22 protein-coding genes and 1 pseudogene are annotated in these 20,020 nt (G+C 42.5%); 16 read left to right on the top strand and 7 right to left on the bottom strand.

The annotated features are described in order from the left end of the window. Positions 1-189 precede the first annotated feature (189 nt). Positions 190-498, bottom strand: a pseudogene (locus LHL20_RS19390) (type II toxin-antitoxin system RelE/ParE family toxin); the annotation flags it as partial. After that, entirely contained in the window at positions 495-737 is a 243-nt protein-coding gene (locus LHL20_RS19395; RefSeq protein WP_159624792.1) for a type II toxin-antitoxin system ParD family antitoxin, read from the bottom strand. The pseudogene LHL20_RS19390 and the gene LHL20_RS19395, both read right to left, overlap by 4 nt. A gap of 374 nt (positions 738-1,111) precedes the next feature. On the opposite strand from LHL20_RS19395, the gene LHL20_RS19400 reads away from it, so the two are divergent. From LHL20_RS19400 to LHL20_RS19460, 13 genes are all read left to right on the top strand, one after another. Next, positions 1,112-1,753, top strand: a complete 642-nt coding sequence (locus LHL20_RS19400) for a hypothetical protein (RefSeq protein ID WP_226434459.1) — start codon at positions 1,112-1,114, stop codon at positions 1,751-1,753. A 32-nt stretch (positions 1,754-1,785) separates the two neighbouring features. Next, positions 1,786-2,151 carry a hypothetical protein gene (locus LHL20_RS19405; protein WP_226434460.1) on the top strand — a complete coding sequence of 122 codons (366 nt, stop codon included), beginning with the start codon at positions 1,786-1,788 and terminating at the stop codon, positions 2,149-2,151. 312 nt (positions 2,152-2,463) lie between these two features. Further along, the gene (locus LHL20_RS19410; protein ID WP_202265487.1) at positions 2,464-2,748 is read left to right on the top strand and encodes a hypothetical protein; all 285 of its coding nucleotides are present in this window, start codon (positions 2,464-2,466) and stop codon (positions 2,746-2,748) included. 105 nt (positions 2,749-2,853) lie between these two features. Further along, on the top strand, positions 2,854-3,351 hold the full coding sequence (locus tag LHL20_RS19415; protein WP_226434461.1) for a DUF3592 domain-containing protein: 498 nt from the start codon (positions 2,854-2,856) through the stop codon (positions 3,349-3,351). Positions 3,352-3,417: 66 nt separating this feature from the next. After that, positions 3,418-3,876: a nuclear transport factor 2 family protein gene (locus tag LHL20_RS19420; protein ID WP_226434462.1), complete on the top strand. Its 459-nt coding sequence runs from the start codon at positions 3,418-3,420 to the stop codon at positions 3,874-3,876. A 145-nt stretch (positions 3,877-4,021) separates the two neighbouring features. Then, positions 4,022-4,555 carry a hypothetical protein gene (locus tag LHL20_RS19425; protein ID WP_226434463.1) on the top strand — a complete coding sequence of 178 codons (534 nt, stop codon included), beginning with the start codon at positions 4,022-4,024 and terminating at the stop codon, positions 4,553-4,555. A gap of 73 nt (positions 4,556-4,628) precedes the next feature. Next, positions 4,629-5,021 carry a hypothetical protein gene (locus LHL20_RS19430; RefSeq protein ID WP_226434464.1) on the top strand — a complete coding sequence of 131 codons (393 nt, stop codon included), beginning with the start codon at positions 4,629-4,631 and terminating at the stop codon, positions 5,019-5,021. A 42-nt stretch (positions 5,022-5,063) separates the two neighbouring features. After that, positions 5,064-5,495, top strand: coding sequence for a thiol-disulfide oxidoreductase DCC family protein (locus tag LHL20_RS19435; protein ID WP_226434465.1), 432 nt, complete (start codon positions 5,064-5,066; stop codon positions 5,493-5,495). Positions 5,496-5,514: 19 nt separating this feature from the next. After that, positions 5,515-5,823: a hypothetical protein gene (locus LHL20_RS19440; protein WP_226434466.1), complete on the top strand. Its 309-nt coding sequence runs from the start codon at positions 5,515-5,517 to the stop codon at positions 5,821-5,823. An 11-nt stretch (positions 5,824-5,834) separates the two neighbouring features. Then, positions 5,835-6,191, top strand: a complete 357-nt coding sequence (locus LHL20_RS19445; RefSeq protein ID WP_226434467.1) for a hypothetical protein — start codon at positions 5,835-5,837, stop codon at positions 6,189-6,191. Positions 6,192-6,333: 142 nt separating this feature from the next. Beyond that, complete coding sequence (locus LHL20_RS19450; protein ID WP_159624813.1) at positions 6,334-6,795, top strand: hypothetical protein; 462 nt, start codon at positions 6,334-6,336, stop codon at positions 6,793-6,795. 102 nt (positions 6,796-6,897) lie between these two features. After that, the gene (locus tag LHL20_RS19455) at positions 6,898-7,410 is read left to right on the top strand and encodes a hypothetical protein (RefSeq protein WP_226434468.1); all 513 of its coding nucleotides are present in this window, start codon (positions 6,898-6,900) and stop codon (positions 7,408-7,410) included. Positions 7,411-7,685: 275 nt separating this feature from the next. Next, the gene (locus LHL20_RS19460) at positions 7,686-8,495 is read left to right on the top strand and encodes a PhzF family phenazine biosynthesis protein (protein WP_226434469.1); all 810 of its coding nucleotides are present in this window, start codon (positions 7,686-7,688) and stop codon (positions 8,493-8,495) included. A 63-nt stretch (positions 8,496-8,558) separates the two neighbouring features. On the opposite strand, the gene ggt is transcribed toward LHL20_RS19460, so the two are convergent. Then, the gene (ggt, locus tag LHL20_RS19465) at positions 8,559-10,316 is read right to left on the bottom strand and encodes a gamma-glutamyltransferase (protein ID WP_226434470.1); all 1,758 of its coding nucleotides are present in this window, start codon (positions 10,314-10,316) and stop codon (positions 8,559-8,561) included. Positions 10,317-10,330: 14 nt separating this feature from the next. Then, the gene (locus LHL20_RS19470; protein ID WP_226434471.1) at positions 10,331-11,095 is read right to left on the bottom strand and encodes an enoyl-CoA hydratase; all 765 of its coding nucleotides are present in this window, start codon (positions 11,093-11,095) and stop codon (positions 10,331-10,333) included. Positions 11,096-11,208: 113 nt separating this feature from the next. Here LHL20_RS19470 and rrtA point away from each other — a divergent pair, with 113 nt between their 5' ends. Next, a complete protein-coding gene (rrtA, locus tag LHL20_RS19475; RefSeq protein ID WP_226434472.1) occupies positions 11,209-11,805 on the top strand; it encodes a rhombosortase in 597 nt (198 codons plus the stop codon). On the opposite strand, the gene LHL20_RS19480 is transcribed toward rrtA, so the two are convergent. Beyond that, positions 11,790-12,998: a GGDEF domain-containing protein gene (locus LHL20_RS19480; protein ID WP_226434473.1), complete on the bottom strand. Its 1,209-nt coding sequence runs from the start codon at positions 12,996-12,998 to the stop codon at positions 11,790-11,792. The two genes, rrtA and LHL20_RS19480, sit on opposite strands and share 16 nt — an antisense overlap. 190 nt (positions 12,999-13,188) lie before the next feature. Continuing rightward, positions 13,189-15,678: a S9 family peptidase gene (locus tag LHL20_RS19485; RefSeq protein WP_226434474.1), complete on the bottom strand. Its 2,490-nt coding sequence runs from the start codon at positions 15,676-15,678 to the stop codon at positions 13,189-13,191. A 225-nt stretch (positions 15,679-15,903) separates the two neighbouring features. On the opposite strand from LHL20_RS19485, the gene LHL20_RS19490 reads away from it, so the two are divergent. Then, a complete protein-coding gene (locus LHL20_RS19490; RefSeq protein ID WP_202266016.1) occupies positions 15,904-16,413 on the top strand; it encodes a glutathione peroxidase in 510 nt (169 codons plus the stop codon). 128 nt (positions 16,414-16,541) lie between these two features. On the opposite strand, the gene LHL20_RS19495 is transcribed toward LHL20_RS19490, so the two are convergent. Then, positions 16,542-17,141: an FMN-dependent NADH-azoreductase gene (locus tag LHL20_RS19495; protein ID WP_226434476.1), complete on the bottom strand. Its 600-nt coding sequence runs from the start codon at positions 17,139-17,141 to the stop codon at positions 16,542-16,544. A 257-nt stretch (positions 17,142-17,398) separates the two neighbouring features. Here LHL20_RS19495 and LHL20_RS19500 point away from each other — a divergent pair, with 257 nt between their 5' ends. After that, positions 17,399-19,870 (top strand): CHRD domain-containing protein, encoded by a 2,472-nt coding sequence (locus tag LHL20_RS19500; protein WP_226434477.1) that lies wholly within the window; start codon positions 17,399-17,401, stop codon positions 19,868-19,870. Positions 19,871-20,020: the final 150 nt, after the last annotated feature.

Raw genomic sequence — 20,020 nt, forward strand, 5'->3', positions numbered from 1 at the left:
TAGAATTGCATTGAGTCTTCTCCGTTTTGGGTTTGGTCGCCTTCCAGCTTAGCCAATTTATTGGTTAAGCTGGGGAGAAGGCTCAATAAGTATCAAAACACTGTTGCCCCTCTCTGCGCCCGCTGGGACACTAACGCGTGGATGACTCAGTTCATTCGGATTACAGTCCACGTGTTAGCGTCCCAGAGCTTAGCGATATGTGCCAAACCGTATGGGGTTTACATCCATACTTTTATGAAGAATTCTTATAATCAGGATTTCTTGGCTACCTGTTTGTTTGTAGAATACTACGTGACTACCTTGAGGAAATTTTCTGTACCCATCTCTTATTTCGTCGCAGCTTTTGCCGATATCAGGATTTTCAGACAACAACCAAAATGAATCGTCGAACTGCTTTAAGTATACATTACGCTGTTCCCGCCCCCATTTCCGCTGCGTAAATAACGCAATGTCCTTCAAATCAGATCTTGCGAGTGCAGTTAACTTAAATGGCTTTACTCTGTAAGTTCACTATCTAATTCTGATATCAGGTTCTCTAGGTCGTATTCAACTTCACCGCTTTCTTCACCTGCTACAAGTAATTGACGCAAAGTGTTTAATTTGGTTTCCTGTGTTTCTAGCAAACGAAGAGCTGAACGAATCACTTCGCTTGCTGAACCATATCGACCAGATTGAATTTGGCTTGCAATAAATCCATCAAAATGGTCACCAAGGGTAATGCTAGTATTTTTAGCCATTTGCTTTCTCTAAGTACCAATATATACCCAATTATGGTATTTGTGAGCTGTAAGTCAATAGCGCATACCAAGTGCATTAACGCAGTCGCTATTGCTGCTAATTGAAGCGTTATGCGTCAGGGAGACTTTTATGAGAAATGATACTCAATATTGATTTATCGCCATCCTTTTGGATTTAATTATTTGTTTTACATAAACTTCTTTCATGCCAAAGGAACATGCGCTTGCTGTGAATACAGTTAATTTTGATCGGGTTAATAACGAAAAACGAAGTCACTTCCTTCGTTCGCGGTAACGCATACACGAGGGCTACTTCAAATTTTAGCCTGCGCGTAAGTGCCGGCTGTAAAAAAGTAAGGTACCTAGAGCAAACTATGGCCACACCAATACATAGCAAACTTATCAATAAAGCTGCTAGGGAAATTCTGAAACCTGTGGGATTAGTTAGAAAAGGCCAGTCTAGAGTTTGGCTAGACGATAACGGCTGGTGGCTCACTATGGTCGAATTTCAGCCATCTAGTTGGTCTAAAGGCACTTATCTAAATGTAGGCATATCATGGTTGTGGTACCCGAAAGAATATCTTTCTTTCGATATTGGATATAGAGAAAACTCATTCATAGAATTCAAAGATGAGGAGTTTTTTTTCTTTGAAGCGGTCGCGTTGGCAGAGAAAGCAAAGGTCAAAGCCCTTGCTCATCGTCAATCAATGTCGTCTCCAGACCTTGCAAAAGAATATGTATTAACGAACACTGCGGGTGACAAGCAAAATATTTGGGCTTGCCTAAACAAAGGCTTGGTTTGTTTGCATGCTTCAGATTTTCAAAACGCAAATATATATTTAGAGAATGTATTGGAATGCGACGATGACCGAGATTGGGCTATTTCAGTGAAAGACTTTGCTCAATCACTGCTAAAACTTAAACCAAGCGATCAACTTCTGGCTATACACGATGCAATTATTCATTCTCGCAAGCTAAAAAAGCTGCCAGAAATGAAGGTTATATTTGGCAAATAGATAGCAGTACTGCTCAATCTAGGAAGATAAGAATGATAAAAACAACCACTCTGCGCTTTATCTCGGTTTGCATTAGCTTAATTGCGGGCTTCGCGATGGCCAGTGATATAAATACATTAGAAGGTGTATGGAAACACGATAGCAAACCGGCCTATATTGAATTCAATTTAGATTCGGGTATCGCTAGTGTTAAAGAGCACCTGACACACAAAGAAAACACTGGCTTAACCGTCATCAAAAACATTGTTAAGTCGGAATCATCAAATGCTAAGTGGGTTGGAGACATGTTCGATGGTTACAACGACCAATACGTACCCGTAACTATCATATTAGGTGACCGAACTGTTTCAATATTTGACTCAGACAACAATGAAGTCCTCACCCTTCTAAAAGAATAGCGTCGCACATAATAAGGAATACTATGAAATATCTCACTTTATTAGTAATTTTTTAGTTTTAATTCGCTACTAAACAATACCCAGAGTCGAGAAAGATTTCGTAACAGGAGCACAACGCACACTGTCTCAGGCGGTGGTACACAAGTATGGTCTAAACATAGCGGCCAATGGAAATTAGTGAGTGTGTCAGCTAGCATTAAACCTACAACAAGGTGATGACAGACACTGAAACGAATACCTATATTAATTGTACTAGCATGGCGTAGGCTTATTGCAATGTAATATAAAAAGTGGTCATTTAAAGGACTAAATATGCATCAGATTTTTGAAAACAGGGAAAAGGTTGCCAAACTATTATTCGGTTTATGCTTAGTTGTTTGGGTTGTTACTTGGCTTTACTCAATAGCGTTTGAAGAATGGGGGCTGATCGCAGGTTTTTTTAAAGGTTTGGTTTATGGTGGAATCTTGGCCATCATTCCGTTTATTGTTGCTTGCTATGATGGCGTTCAATCAAAATTCAAGTCGCCCTCCCTTGTTAATCTACTTTTCATCTCCGGAATATGGATTATTGCAGTGGGGCTTCTGTATTGGGCATAGTAATTCACAAACAGGTCAACTCACTTGATTATTCATACCGTACACTATGGGTGGCTTCGCTATTGTAGCTAAGTAGTATTTGCTCAATCACGAAACAGATGCACTATGGACGCTTTGAACTACTTACAGAAAACGATTGATTTGGCATCTGAAGGAGAGCTTCAGGGCATATGGTTTTGGGCGTCATTATACATGCTTGTGGTTTGTTCGTTCTCCACCTACTTTCAAATTAGAACGCGGTTTTGGGCTTCAACTCAGGGGAAATTACACAAGCTTGGCATTGAAACTTTCGGAAATACAAACGAACTATCCCAACAACAGTATCAGGGCAAAGCGCTTTATTCGTATACTGTTAACGGAGAAATCTATCAGGGAAAGCGCATTTCGCCTTGGGTGATTGTGACTAATTACAATGCAAGAGCGCTACTTGCAAAACAAACATCAGGCGTTCACGTAACCTCTCAAAACGAAGTAACTGTCTTCTACAACCCCAAGAAGCCAGAAAAAAGCTTTTTACTTAAAGCCAACAAGCTTGGCATAGTAGTAACATTAGCTACGGCAATAGCGCCCTTGTTAAGCTACCTAGCCCGATTTCATACTTAACGTGAATAAAACGCTTTGCCATTATATCCCGAAAACATATGCCCTATCGTACTATAAGGAAGCCCCATGCGTCGTTTTTTTGCACTTGTACTGTTAGGTCTTTTATCGCATTCGGTATTAGCTGAAGCAATAAATGAACACAAAAACATCGAACGAGCAGTTCTCGATTACATCGAGTCGCAACATCAATCGAAACCCGAATTAATGGAAAGAGGGCTAGATAAAAAATTAGCAAAGCGAACATATTGGGAATCTAAAGAGGGGTCAGAATACATTATGGAAACTGACTTCGACACCATGATTTGGGTGGCTGAAAACTACAACAAAGAAGGTGATAAATTTCCCTCTTCTCCGATGGTTGACATAAAAATTTTAGATATCGATAACCGAGCGGCATCTGTGAAGCTAACTGTTGACGAATGGATTGACTACATGCATTTATATAAGAACGAAAATGATGACTGGAAAATCATCAATGTTCTGTGGCAATACCACGATGCCACTAGGCATTCGAGTAAGCAGTAAATAAATGATATTAAGCAATCATTAAATAATGACGCGCAGCCTAATTATTGGGATACAAAAACAGTTACAGTTTTTTGTTTCATTCTGCGCGACTTCGTTGCTATGTTGGCATAGTGCAATTAAAGCTGTCGATCATGGAGAGATCATGAAAAATGTTTACTTGTTAATACTTGTATTGTTGTTATCCAGCTGCTCAAGCATTCCAATATCAACAATGTTAAAGTTTCGCAGCTTTAACGAGCAAAGTTTCGTCGCGTTGAATGGCTCTGAAATACGCTCAAAAATAATCGTGTCACAACCCTTCACTCTTGATTTAGAAAAAATCAAACTGAGCCTAACGTTAGACAATGACAAAGGTGTGAGGAATTTCACCTACCCTCTTGATCTTGACATGCAAAAGACTATTGCCGCACAAGATGGCTTTTTCACGTCAACACCAGCGAAAACTGAATACACTTTCAAACTTTCCGAACTCGCAGTTAAGAATTTTAAAGAGACACAAAATCTAATTTCAGACCAGTTCAAGGGAGAAACGTCTTTTTCAATTGCAGCAGGCTTTAATGAAGAGCCTACCGAAGGCCAGTTAGTAACGCTCTCAATTTTGCTGCAACTTGATGAGGAAGATGGTTACTTTACACTTATCGACAACGCCGACATCGACGTTGGCAATGAAGATTAACAGGAAATGGAAATAGACATGAAGCACAAACTGAATGCAAGACAATGATGTTCGGGTTTATAGGATTTTGGAAATGAATAAATTTGTAATTATGATAGTAGTGCTTTTTGGCTTATTGGCTTGTCAGTCAACAAGTAGTTCCCCTTCAACTGACAACACTGATATATCTAACGCAATTGAAAATAGAAAATTTATCAAGCCTATCGTTATGATTACAGCGAAATATCCCGAACAAGAGTACAGAGCTGGAGTTGAAGGTAGCTGTAAAGTGTCTTTTGATTTATCAGACTTGGAAAAATTTGGCTCAGCGCCTACGAATATCAAACCAATAGAGTGTACCAATAAAAACTTTGAAAAAATGTGCACTACTGCGCTTAGTTATTGGCGCTTCAAAAGCTTAGAAGATATAGATAAACGGGAATCTCCAACGAATCTTATATACACATGTAATTTCGAACTCAGTTGAAGCTGACCGATTTTTATGATTGTAATGTTTACGTGCTAATAAGTGACTTCAAAGGGTAGAAGTTCATTGAGTGATAAATACTTAGTAATTTATGACGGCGTTTGTAACTTCTGTAATGGCGCTGTAGGGTTCATAATTAATCGAGATGAATCAGAGAGGTTTATTTTCTCACCGATGCAATCTGATTTCGCGAAGGACATTATTAAGTGCTACAGCGTTAATTCTGTAGGCATTGATACATTTATGTTAGTCAAAAATGACCGAGTTTTCCTTTGGTCTGATGCAGCATTGGAAATCACTAAAGATCTTACGGGGTTTTGGCATCTATTTCGAGTACTTAAAGTAATACCTCGCCCGATTAGAGATTTCCTATACAAGACTTTTGCCCGCAACAGAATAAGGTTGTTTGGTGGCACTACGACTTGCCAAGTACCGAAAAGCAACGTGCTAACGCGTTTTCGAGGAATCAACTAAATTAGCTAAAAGGATTTTTATGACATTTATACCCTTTTCAACTGTCAAGACACAGAATCTGACGTTACTTCTAATAACCGCAAGGGCAATTGCTTACCTTGCGGTCGTGTTGTTTGGGCTTGGCTGTCTTCTTATTCTGGTGAATTTGATTATAAGTGTTATGCCGCCCGCTGAAGTTGAAGTAGCGGGTACTAAAACCTTGATGCAAAGTAACGGCTTTGGTATGGCGTTGGGCGGGGCTGTCGTAGTTGCAGCATCGCTTGTTACCTTTGCAATATCAGGTGCATGTGCTGCGCTCGTGAGTTGGGAATACAATAGAGCTAAATAAGGAAGAACAATATGAAACTTTTACCCTATGTCGTTGCTGTACCATTATTGATGTTTTCTTTTACCTGTAATGCGGTAAGCGAAAAAGAGCAGCTTGAGCAACAAGTAAATGAATATAAAAAGCTCGGTTTGCTTGCGAATAAGTGTAATGAATCGGGCAAAACATCCTCAGCGGCGTGCCGAACGTTTATAGGTATGTTCAATGAAGGCGAAATTGCTGAAGTGCTAGACTCATTTAGCAAAAATTTGGGTACGCACATTTCAATAGACCAAGATTTAGCTTTCGAAGGGCTTGATGCATTTACCGACATAATAGATACCCTCAACTTTTTGTTTGAGGAAGAGTTAAAGAACACAACTCGACTGTAAGCTGATAGATTATTTAGCTTTTTTTTCGAAGTGCATATCCTTTTTTTGCCACAAAGTTAGTTGAAATGTAGTGGAAAATCGTTGATTATGCATCTATCGACTACTAAAAATTAGAAATGGAATTCAGCAAAAAGGTCTCACAATGAAAACAGGTAAGTGGTACGCCCTATTCGGGCTTTTTACATTATTGTTTTTAGCTGCATGTGATAAAAAACAAGATGACGGCCTTGGTCGATATGGAATGTTGGACGAGAGTACGCCGGAATACACAACTGTAACGTTTCTAAGAAGTGTATATGAAGACGATAACCTCGACCGTGCTATCGCGCTGTCGAGTGAAAAAATGTCTCGTATTCTCACTCGCTACCACTCAAATAGAAACGTACAGCGCCACCTACTTAACTTGCGCTACGACACCGTAATTATTACCCCTCAAAATTCAGGTGGCGTTGGCCGCTCTGAGTTCTCAGAAACATCTACTATCACCGTATTCTTAAGTGGAATGTATGGTGATGACAAAATTGAAGACCTACGCAGCATCGATCTGGTGAAGGAAGATGGTGAGTGGAAGGTTAACAAAATTCACCCCGATACTTATCTGTAAAAGAAACACGTTTTCTATGCAATGGCTCTGAACTTAGGAAGTTGAGAGCCATTTCATGTTCTTAAAAAACACACTTAGCAACAACAATAAAAAAATGGAGTTATGATGGGATCAAGACTAATTAAGCTTGGATTATTTGGTGCACTAATGCATTGTGGGGCAGCGTTTGCGGATGATGACGCAACTCTGCTTAAGTCGTTTCACGACTATGGCATTACCAAATGCGATAGCTTTATTCTTGAGAATAGTCGATTGCAGGGCAACTGGAACTATTACATTAATAAACACGCTAATGGCATGGACGGTATCGCTACTGAAGTTACCATTACGCGGATCTGGGGAACAAAAGGCGACACGCTTAAGACAGAAGATACCTATATTCAAACAGCCAAAAACTGTTATCTACGAAATACTTGGACAGTAACTTATCCTGGTACATGTAGTGAAAATGTTGATGGGAATTTTTGGTACGTTTCTACAGAAATGCCAAATAAAGACTACACCACATACAAAAATGCGGGCGGTATAGAGTTACATGCGAAAGAAATCGCAATGGGTAACTTTAAAGCGTGTGTGCAAGAAGGATCTAAGCGTTCTTCACAGCCTCATGGCTAAGTAATCTAAGATTAAACTGCTATTGCACAGGTTTATGTAAGTAGGCCTGTGCGAAAACTTTCGCTTCCCTGCTTTTCAGCATTCCTATTTGATTTTCTTGCTTACCGTTTCTTGGTAGCGTTTATTACTTTTTTCGCAATGAATGACAACTGCTTAGCCAAGACATGATCAGGTAAATTATTCACTATTTCTAAGAACTTCGCATATAATCGGGGCATTATGGAAGCAAGCCGATTGCTATAGGTAATCACCCTAGAGATTATGTGGAAACACGAATGAAGCTAGCAATAAAAATTATAGATGCATTTACAGATAAGCAATTCAGAGGAAACTCCGCCGCAGTTATCGTACTTGATAGATGGTTGCCAGACCCGCTCATGCAGTCCATTGCAATTGAAAATAATTTGTCAGAAACCGCATTCTTACTAAAGGAAGAAAACGTAACTGAAGACACCTTGGTTTATCATATTCGCTGGTTTTCGCCGGTAACAGAAATAGACTTTTGCGGTCATGCTACATTGGCCTCAGCACATGTTGTTTTTGGTCTTTTTCCCGATAGTCACGAGATAGAATTTGTTGCCGATGCAGTTGGCGTAATGCGAGTGGAAAAGAAAGCCGACGGTTTTATACAAATGAATTTCCCCTCACGCCCTCCTCAAAAACCTGATTATATCCCCTCAGCGTTACTTGACGGCTTATCTATCGCCCCTAGTGCAATATTGCAAAACGATCAGGCATATTTTGCGATTTATGATAACGAAGATGATGTAATGCTAGTTGAACAAGATACTTTACAGATCAAAAAGCTTGCCCCTTACGATGTGGTAGTTACCGCGCCGAGTAAGCATTTTGACTTTGTTTCGCGTTATTTTTGGCCTGCCAATGGTGGTGACGAAGACCCCGTAACGGGCTCTATTCATACAGGACTAGCCCCCTACTGGTCTCAACAACTTGGCAAAAAAGAACTGGACGCCTACCAAGCATCTAAACGCGGAGGTGTTCTAAAGTGCGTGGTGGCGGGTGATAGAGTTTTAGTTTCGGGGCAGACCGTACAATACTTATCAGGTGAAATTATTATTAGGTAAAAACGGGAAGTCGTTTTAAAAGCAACTTCCCGTTCATTACAGTCTAGTGGCACCGCTTTAGGGCTACTTACCTACAGCAATACCTTCTCTGCGCGGGTCGGCACCACCAATTAGCTTACCCGATTTGAACTGTATTCCGTGCAGACCGCTGTTTAAATCTACCACCTTCACGTTGTGGCCAAGTTCCGTCAACGCGCCTTCTAAGTTGGCGATAGGTGTCCCCTTTTCAAGTGCAGTATAATCGTTGCGGTTTGTAATTTTGGGCATATTAATCGCTTGCTGTATATCAAGGTCAAAATCGATAACCCCTATAAGCGTTTGCGCCACATAGCTTACGATTCGAGAGCCGCCAGGCGACCCTACTACCACTTCTAAGTTGCCTTCTTTATCAAACACCATAGTGGGACTCATGGCACTTCTTGGACGCTTTCCTGGCTCAACACGGTTGGGCACTGGGAATCTATCTTTTGTTGGTGAAAATGAGAAATCGGTTAGTTGGTTGTTCAACAAAAAGCCTTCAACCATTATGCCTGAGCCAAACATAAACTCGATGCTAGTGGTCATCGATACCGCATTGCCTTCTTTATCAACAATAGACACGTGTGATGTATTAGGCAGCTCCATTGACGTACCTAATGCAACGTTTGCCTCCGCATACGGATTGCCTGCACGAGCTCGACGCCACTTTTTGTCCACATCGATATTCTGTGCACGGCGTTCTAGGTAAGCAGTATTGATCATGGCTGCAAACGGTAAATTGGTGAAATCGCTGTCTGCTATGAAATTTTCTCGATCAGCGTAAGACATAGCGCTCGCCTGAGTATACAAATTCGCAAACTCGACCGAGTCAGGTGAGTATTTACTTAAATCAAACCCTTCTAACATTTTAAGAATTTGATAAACATTAACACCGCCAGAGCTTGGTGGGGCCATGCCGCAAATACGCTTCTCGTGGTATAAACCACAAACAGGCTCGCGTTTTACTGGCTCGTAACTCGCTAAATCTTCAAGTGTCATTTGCCCTGGATTAATTTCAGCGCTATTCACCGCATCAACAATTTTCTGCGCAACGTCTCCTTTTAAAAGGTAATCACTGCCTTTGTCTGCAATGCCCCTTAATGTTTTGGCAAGCTTTCGGTTTTTCTTGATCACGCCTTCTTGCAAAGGATTACCAGCAGGGAAAAAATACACTGAACTGGCAGGGAACGTTTTGAGTCCCGGGTGGTAATCTAGTGCAACTAATTTTGCTAAGCGTGGGGATACCTTGAACCCCTCTTCGGCTGTGGCTATTGTGTCGTCAAACAGGGTATTCCAAGGCAACTTACCAAACTCGCTTTGAGCCATTTCAAGCGCTTTAACTGCCCCTGGTACGCCAACTGATTTGCCGCCCACAACCGCATCAATCCATCGCATAGGGCTATTGCCTTTCATGAACCAATGAGAGTTCACTGAGGTAGGTGCTGTCTCGCGACCGTCAAAAGTGTGTAGTACCTTATTCTTGTTATCCCAATAAAGAATAAACGCGCCGCCACCAATGCCTGAAGACTGAGGCTCAACAAGCGACAGCATAGCCTGTACAGCAACCGCGGCATCTATCGCGCTCCCGCCCTTTTCAAGAATGTTTTTTCCCGCCCAAGACGCATAAGGATTAGCTGCAACAACCATGTACTCTTGTGCTTCAAAGGCCTTTTTCTCAATATAACCTGTTGCGGCTTCTGGCTCCCCTACTTCGCGCGTTTGTTTAGCATCAACACCAAAAACAAAACTGGTAGATAACGCCAGGGTAATAACGGAGGCTTTTAGAAAAACATTGCGTCTCAAAATACGGATTCCTCTTATCTGAATTTTTCAGGGTTTATGGGGCGTTTTTTCAAAAAGGCATCAAAGGCTTCTTGTGCAGCTGTCGTACCTAGTGCTTCGAGAAATATATCAAATTCTTCGTTCATCTGAAGCGTAATGCGCTCACCATCACCTTTTAACAGCGATTTAGTTTGCATAAGAGAGAACGTTGGCTTTTCAACGAGCTTTTGGGCGGTATCTTTAACAACCTGCGAAATCGAATTAGCATCTACAATTTTAGTGAGTAAACCAAATTGATAGGCCTCTTCGGCACTAAACGGTTCACCCAACATCAACCATTCTGCCGCTTTTATATGCCCTGCTACTTTGGGTAGAAGATAACTTGATGCATATTCGGGAACAAGCCCTAAATTGATGAATGGTAAAACAAATCGGCTATCTGGTGTGGCATAAACAAAATCGCAATGAAGAAGTAACGTGGTACCAATGCCTACTGCAACACCGTGTACTTGGGCAATTACTGGCACTTTACATTCAGCGAGCGCCCGCATGAACGACGCGGTTTCAGGCACGTGAGCGTTTTCTTGCTGCTCTGCAAAATCGCTAATATCATTGCCAGCGGTAAAACAATCACCTGCACCTTTAATAATAATTGCTTTAATGGTTTTATCTTCTTTTATGTCAAATATTGCATCAGCCATGGCTTGATACATTTCTCGAGTAAGCGCGTTTTTCTTTTCAACTCTATTAATGACAATAGATAAACAATGATTATTCACTTCGGTAATAATATGAGACATAAGCGTTCCTTTACTCTTGAATTTTCGAACAATTAACGAGGATCGGTTTTAACCTCTCGGGCAACTTCTGTATCATAGCCAGCAATTTCTATTATAAAAAATAACTAACACTAATGATGTCACTGCCGTTTTCCTTTAAGTATAGTGCTGGCCCCCTAATTGTCGCAGTTTGTGCCACAATTGCATTTTTCTTTGAGCCTACATCAGGTAATTATTTAGCTTACGACCGTTATGCTATTCAAGGCCTTGAAACGTGGAGACTAGTAACCGGCAACCTCGTGCATACGAATGGCTTTCATCTATTACTGAATTTGGCAGGACTCGCATTGTTATGGGCGCTTCACAAAGAGCACTATCGCATTGGCTTATTTTTAAAGGTGTTTGTTTGGTGTTGTATTGGAACAAGCGCTGGTCTTTACTTCTATTCGCCTGATCTTATCTGGTATGCCGGGCTTTCTGGGGCACTACACGGACTATTTGCATGGGGAGCATGCATGGATATTAAAGATAAAGTGCGTTCTGGTTGGTTACTATTGTTAGGGCTTGCCATCAAGGTAGGTTATGAACAATTTGATGGCAGTAGCGCACAAGTTGCTGCGCTTATCGACGCCAAAGTTGCTGTTGATGCTCACTTATTTGGGGCATGTGGAGGTCTTATCATCTTCGCGCTCATGCTTTTGACTGCAAGACGGCGTCACACTTCACAGTGATTGGGTGCAATATCGCCTGCGACGTTAACATCTGGCTCTATGTTTTTGGCCAACACAGCTTTGTTTCGGCCGCTAGTCTTAGCCTCATACAATGCCTTATCGGCCCGATTCAAAGTCTGTTGCCAGCTAATTTCTGACCGCTCTCTGAGGGCAACGCCAGCACTTATAGTAACTTTAGTTACTTCAGCTAAAGAGCGCACTTTGCATTGTTCGACTGCGATTCTTATGCGCTCAGCAATGTGCATAAGTTCCGGTGTAGTAGTGTTACTAATGAGTACAGCAAACTCTTCCCCACCGACTCGGAAACCATAGTCGTTTACACGCAGCTGCGTTGACATTTGCTCGGTTACCGCCTGAATAACCGAGTCACCTATAGCATGGCCAAAGTTATCATTGAAAGACTTAAAATGATCGATATCGACCAAAATGAACCCGCTAGTTGTATTTCCCTGAACATCTCGCGTGAATATTCTGGAGGCTAAGTTATCGAGGCCTTCTCTGTTAAACAAGCCAGTTAAGTAATCAGTCACAGACGCTTTTCTTAGCTTGATTTCTTTTTTCCAACTTACAACAATGCTAAAGCAAATTGTAAGTAAGAAGATAAAACCAATAACAATAAGATGACCGAATGTCTGCTCGAACTGATTGCCAAGTAACGTTAGTTCAGCGTCATCTGTGAGTAAAAAGAAGCCTCTAACCAACAATTGCATCACAAATAAGAACAACAATAAAATCAACGGCCAGTAGCTCTTACTTTCTTCACTAGCCCGGCTATTTAGCAACAATACTAGTGCGGCTATGTCTAACGCAGCAATTATCGGATAGAACACTAATATCCGCGTAGTTACCGATTCACTGAGCGCGGGAATACTATGTGCAACTATCGTTAAAACAGATACCAATAGAACTATTGGCCATTTTGATTTCTTATTAACAAGGAAACTTACTCCACTAAAAAGTGAGGCGTGCCCTGCTAAATAGAATGCGTTGCCTAAAGCAGGAAAAATCGGGGAGCTAAGTTGAAAGGAATTTGCGCAAATGGCAAGTAAATTTGAAAAAAGAAAGAACACACCGACAAAGATCCAATCCCTTAAATACTGTTCGTCTTTGTTTAACTTGTACATTGCGCTCGTTGACATAATCATCAAGCAACAGGCAAGTACCGTACATATAAGTAGTGTAGGAAGATCCATCTTCGCTATCCTTGTGTAAATTTATGCGACTTCAGCTTTGAATTATTGTGCGTGGCTTACATAAAGCAACATCTCGCAGTCTAATCAAACTAGCAATTTTGTCTAGTCTAATTCAAACAAGCCCAGGGACTGTGCCTGGGCTTTTCAACAGAACGTTGTTTTCTTGTTACCGTTGAGTCAGATACTAACGTTATAAGTTCTCTTCAAACAACTTATAAATACGGCGGTATTCATCTAACCACGAGCTGGGTTGCACAAACCCGTGAGGCTCCACCGGATAAATTGCTGTTTCAAAGTTTTCTTTTTCGAGCTCAATCAAACGCTGAACTAATCGAACTGTGTCGTGGAAAAACACATTATCATCAACCATAGGCGCATTGATTAACAGAGGCTTCTGTAATCCTTCGGCGAAATAGATTGGTGAACTGCGCTCATATGCGATTGGATCGATATCAGGGGTATTTAAAATATTCGCAGTATATGGCGTATTATAGTGCGCCCAATCAGTAACAGGTCTTAGCGCCGCGCCAGCAGCAAACAAATCTGGTGCTGTAAACATCGACATAAATGTTAAGAAGCCACCATACGAACCACCGTAGGTACCAATGCGCGCGCGATCCACATTCGCATTATCCACCAGCCAATTCACACCATCGCGTAAATCTTGTACTTCAGGCGTTCCCATTTGACGGTAAATAGCGGTACGCCAATCTCTACCGTAACCAGCACTTGCGCGGTAATCCATATCAAGTACAACGTAACCTTGTTGAACAAGCATACTTTGGAACATGTACTCTCTAAAATAGCCCGACCAACCAAGGTGTGCGTTCTGAAGGTAACCCGCACCGTGATTGAACACTACCGCTTTGTTGGACGTTTTACTGTCGTAATTTTCAGGCAAGTAAACACGCGCATAAATGGGTGCATCAGTGTGCGACGATGGAATTGCTACTACTTTCGGCACAGCCCATGGTAATGCGTTAAAGGTGTCGCTGGTACTTTGTGTAATCTGCGCAGCAGCAACAGCTTCCTGCGCAGGTTTAACGTACAATTCGGCAGGTTTATTCACTTTACTGTGGCTCAACACCAACTGCGAACCATCGGGACTCAGCACGTAATCCGTCATACCGTTTAAATCGGTCATCGTCTCTATGCTTTTGTCTGACAAGTCCGCGCGGTAGATTTCGTAAAGTCCTGGATGTTCAATATTGGCTTTGAAATACAGATAGTTATCATCCGGCGACAACGTAATATCATCAACGATATACTGACCGCTGGTCAATGCTACAGGCTTTTCGCCGGGCGTTTGTAGGTACAAATGTGCATAACCACTATGTTCTGACTGGAAGTAAAGTGTTTCACTGTTGTTTAACCAATCAAATGCATTGAATCGATAATTTACCCATGCGTCATCATGCAGGCGATGTTGGTTTTCTAACGACTTATTCTCTAAGTTTACCGTGGCTATCCAACGGTCTTTGTTATCCCACGCTTCAAGCATCACAGCAACGGCTTCACCGTTTTTGTGCCAACGTATAGAGGGCTTAGTCCAATACCAGCTTTGTAACAGTGTAATGGGTCGCGGCAAGCGATTCACTTCATAGCTTTCGCCATTTGCTTTTGCATTTTCCGTTTTTACGCTGGCAAGTACATCATCGTTATAGCCCGGCAGACTAAAGTAATTTAGCGCACTCTTTTCACCCGTTTTTAAGTTCAGTAGCCATAATTCGTGGTTTACTGGCTCTGCATCCGCCACACGTTGCCTCACTGATTTAGCTGCAATACGGCTATCTTCTTGAATGTAGTGCGGCATTATATCGCTATCATCGCGGCTCGGTTTGCTCTCAGTTGTCGCCACAACTGCGTAGTTCCCAGCAGGCGATACACTAATACCAGCTAGTCGATGGGACTTATCGAAATAGAACGGTGCAGGTGCTACGCTAACGTTACTTTGCGCCAACGCTTGCTCGGCGTCTTCTTTCTCTTGTCTATTCTTGCGCTGAAGAGCGATATACTGAATGAGTGTATGTTGCTCTTGTGCAATATAATCCTCTGCTGGCTCAACGGCCTTGGGTTCATCAGCGAATTCCCAGCTTAATAGCTCTTCTCGTGTACCCGTTTCTAAGTTAATAGCGACAAAACGATTACCGCTTAGTGCCATCAAACGCCCATCGGTCATAAATGAAAGATTGGATAGCGAGTTGCCACCGCGTGTTAACTGTACCGTTTTACCGTTGGTAAACTGAATGAACACGCTATCTTCAAAAGCAAAAGCGATGACGCCGTCATTTCGCACCACGCGCTCGTCAAAGCGGTATTTGTGCAAGTCAGATAAAGGCGCCTTTACAGCCTCGTTGGGCGTGTTGATGTCAGCGATATAAACGTCCGACAATGCACTGTCTTGTTTTTCTCTTTCAAAAACAATTTTACTACCGTCAACTGACCAGCCCATATCTGTTGGTAGTGCACCCATCCACTGAGGATCTGCCATTACTTGTTTAAGCGTGATTTTGCCATTTTGCACTGCGGTCGGCATTTCAACCTCAGGTGTAACGGCTTGTTGGACCGAAGGCACAGGAGACGCTGTCGCCGTAGTAGAGGTATTGTCCGTTGTACTAGCACAACCACCCAACGCGAAAGTAACGCTGGCAGCGAGAAATAAAGTAGAATATTTTTTCATTATTTTAAGTCGTTATAGGTGAAACTCGACAACATTATACGCAGAGCCAACCTTATATAGTCAACGTTCATCGTTATGGTTTGTGAACCAAACGTATTCATATTCCGTTTTGCTATTAGATTTACGTCATTATTTATTCAATGAAGATAACAGAGAAACAACGATCAGAGGGTGTAATAGATGAAAGTAACAAAAGTGGTTGCAACATTAGCAGCAGTAATAGCGATGTCGAGTGTCCCCGCTGCCGCTAGTGAGTGCCCTAGTGTGTTGAAATTTATGAAACGAAAACTTAACTCGCAGGAAACCGTGAACTTATGTGATGAGTATGGCGGTAAAACACTGTTGGTTGTCAACACTGCTAGTTATTGCGGATATACGCCACAGTTTGAAGGCCTTGAAACCCTTTACAGTGATTATAAAGACAAAGACTTTGTGGTACTGGGCTTTCCCTCGCACGATTTTAATCAAGAGGACAATGATGAAGGTAAAACGGCCGAGCTTTGTGAGCTTACGTACGGTGTTAAGTTTCCGATGTTTGAGCCAACCTCTGTTACAGGTGAAGACGCCGACCCAATGTATCGCATGCTTAAAGCCGCAACAGGTAAAGCGCCATCGTGGAATTTCAACAAGTATCTCATTGATGCCTCTGGCAAAAAAATTACTCACTACCCTAGCTCAACAAAACCTACTGACGCGTCTTTTATCGCCGATGTTGAAGCATTGCTAAACAAATAGATTTTTTCTTCAGGCAAAAAAAAAGCCCCGCGATATTCGCGGGGCAACAAGCACACTCAACTTGGAACACACTATTAGCTCAAACAACTTCCAACGTTTTTGCTAACTGCATATAGTTAGTCTGCGAGTTATTCAGATAGTTCAATAATTTTTTCACTGGCTGCTGAAAATGCATTTTTCGCTTGCTCCTCGCCCATTGCAAGCCCTTCTGCATAAACAAAGTTTACATTGCTAATACCCACAAAACCCAAGAAGTGTTGAAGATATGGAGTTTGTGTATCAAAGTCAGTACCTGCATAAATACCACCGCGCGCAGCAAATACAGTTGCACTCTTGTTCTCTAGCAATCCTACTGGACCATTCTCAGTGTATTTAAAGGTAATTCCAGCACGCGCAACACGATCAAAGTACGCCTTTAGACTTGATGGTATGCCAAAGTTGTACATTGGTACCGCCAATACAATTTCATCGGCTTGCTTTACAGATTCCACGATTGAGTCTGAACGATTCGCCAGTACATGTTGCGCTTCGCTTCGTTCTGCAGGCGCAGTCATCCACGCCTGCATTTCCTCGCTAGATAGATGAGGAAGCTCCATAGTCGATAAATCAACGCGCTTAATAGACACGTCACCTTTGGCTTCTAGCTTTGTTAAATACTCATTTGCAAGCTTTGATGAATTACCTTGTTCGCCGTTTAGACTTGAATAAATTGCTAATACTGTTTTCATGACTGATCTCCTGTAGTGAGTACGTTTACATTAGTGCAGACATGCAAACAGTAAAATTAGTATAAATGAACCAACTCATTCTATTTTTTAGAACAGTAAAGTTACAGGTTCCCTATATTTATTCCCTTTTAACAATAATAACCTTTCGGTTTTAGTTCACTTATTAAACAAGCTTAATGTTAGTCATTTGCTTAAACTTTTGGCTAATTGGCGGCGTAATGGTTGTGCAGCAATTGTTAATAAAAAGGAAATAAGATATGAATCTGAAACTCAAAGCCGCATTGCTCGTTGTGCCACTCACACTCACAGGCTGTTGGCTAGATGACGATGATGATGACGCCCCAGCCCCCCAACCCATGCCCGATCCAACGTTTGCTAATGTAAGAGTGATCCACAGTGCATCAGATGCTCCATTGGTCAATATTACTGCCAACGATGCCATTTTGAACGGGTTAGAGAATGTTGACTATCAAGTGGCTTCATCACGCTTTGAGGTTGCTACGGGTACATACGATATAGGCGTTACCGCCGTTTTACCAGGTGATGACGCTGAGGTGCTCCAAGCTGATGTTACGCTAGAAGAAGATGTCAATTATGACATCTTTGCTGTTGGAAACGTCAGCGATGAAACACTGGCCTTTTTAACGGTAACAAGTGCTGAAACACCGGTAGAAGCGGGTAATGCACAAGTACAAATTGTTCACGCTGCATCAATGGCCCCCACCGTCGACATTTATGTTACTGCTCCTGGCACTGATATAAGTGCAGAACAACCACTTGTTACAGCATCGTTTACTGATTTCACTGACCTACTGCAAGTACCAGCAGGCGACTATCAGGTTCGTATAACACCGGCAGGTGAAACAACTGTAGTTTATGACTCTGGCACGGTTAATCTTGCTGATGGTGCTGATTTGCTCATCGCTGCAACCAACAACGTAGGTACTGGTGATTCCCCAGTGACTCTGCTTGCCGCCGATGGAACAGAAAGTTTCAAAATTTGGGACTCAAGTGCCACCTCAGATGTGCGGGTAGTACACGGTATTAGTGATGCACCAGCAGTCGATGTTATCGCAAATAACGAAGTTTTACTCGTAGACGGCATACAGTTTCCTCGCACGACTGACTATGTTTCTGTCGCGCCTGGTGACTATGTTATCGACGTAGTCGCAGACGCTGACAATAGTGTTGTGGCCATTGATGATGCGCCGTTGTCACTCGAGATTGGTATGAGATATACCGCTATTGCGAATAACACATTGGCAATGCCAGAACTTGACGTGCTTGTAGATATGCCTCGCGCCATTGCGACAGAAGCGAAAGTGCGTATTGTTCACGCTTCGCCAAGTGCAGGCAATGTGGATATTTATGTTACCGCAGACGGTGAAATAGATGCTGTCGATCCAGCGTTTAGCGATATTCCCTACTCAACAGACGATTTAGCGGAGACAGGTTATGTTAGCCTAGCCGAAGGTGACTATGTCGTTACTGTGACGCCTACAGGCACTAAAACAGCGGCAATTGAAACTGGAGTGCTTTCGCTAGAGAACGGTGGTGTGTATACCGCAATTGCACTAGACGGTGCAATGGACGGTGATTTACCTCAACTAGCATTGCTAGACGACCTAGCACCACCCCCACCGCCGTTCAACGCCGATATGACATACAATGTATCGCTAAGTGGTTCTCAAGAAGTACCAGCGGTTACTACGGTGTCGTCGGCCTCAGCTGTGGTTGAGATTGATGAAGACCTGCCAGCGTTTAGCGTAAGTGTTGATGTATCAGGTTTAACTGACGTGACAGGCGTACATGTTCACGATGGCGGCATTGGAATGAATGGCCCGGTAGCATTTCCATTAACGGATGCTGGCGATGGTACGTATGTATTGGCTGAAACGACAATTTCACCGAGCAATCTGGCCGCGTTAACCAACGGCGAGTGGTATTTAAACGTGCATACAGAAGCTAACCCTAGTGGCGAAGTGCGAGGTCAAATTGTTGCTGACACTACCGCGGTTGTTACCTTCCCATTAAGTGGTAATCAGTCTGTACCCGCGGTAGACACAATGGCGTCGGGATCAGGTTATGCCTTGTTTGATACGACCGATAATTCTGTGTCACTGGTTGCGGTAACAACGCTAGAAAATGCAACCATGGCTCATATCCACAGTGGATTCGCAGGCTTTACCGGTGGCGTAGTAGTGACCCTTGTTGAAAGTGATGAAACAGCAGGTGTATGGATGACTGATGGCAGTGTCAGTTTAGATATGGCGACTGCTACGCAATTACTTTCGGGCGGTCACTATGTGAATGTACATACTGAAGCCAACCCCAGTGGTGAGATCCGCGGTCAAATAACGCCGGATAATATTCAGGTGTATGGCATTACCGCGACTGGGGCTCAAGAAGTTCCAGCGGTGACAACTGATGCAACGGGTAGCGGTGCGTTTACACTAAATACCACGACAGGCGCACTATCAGGCTCAGTAATAATTGCAGGAATGACTGCCACCATGGCGCATATTCACGAAGGTGAAGCCGGCGTAAATGGCGGTGTTGTAATTGCACTCACTGAGGGAATGGATGGCATGTGGTCTGTACCTGCCAACACAACACTTACTGAAGCACAAATGACAACAATGGAAGCGGGTGGCTATTACACTAACTTTCATTCGGCAGCGTTCACAAGCGGAGAGATCCGTGGCCAAGTGACACTAGGTTTCGAGTAACTTGCTCTCTAATTAGTCTCGAGTAAGTCACAAATCAATAAAAAGGGGCATACGCCTAATGCCAGTCAGTTAAGCTGACTGGCATTTTTCTTTTTGGCGGGGTACTTACTTGGTTTGGGTTTAACACATCGTGGATATAACCTATCCTCT

The sequence above is a fragment of the Alteromonas sp. McT4-15 genome (genome assembly GCF_020515205.1).
Lineage (GTDB): Bacteria > Pseudomonadota > Gammaproteobacteria > Enterobacterales > Alteromonadaceae > Alteromonas.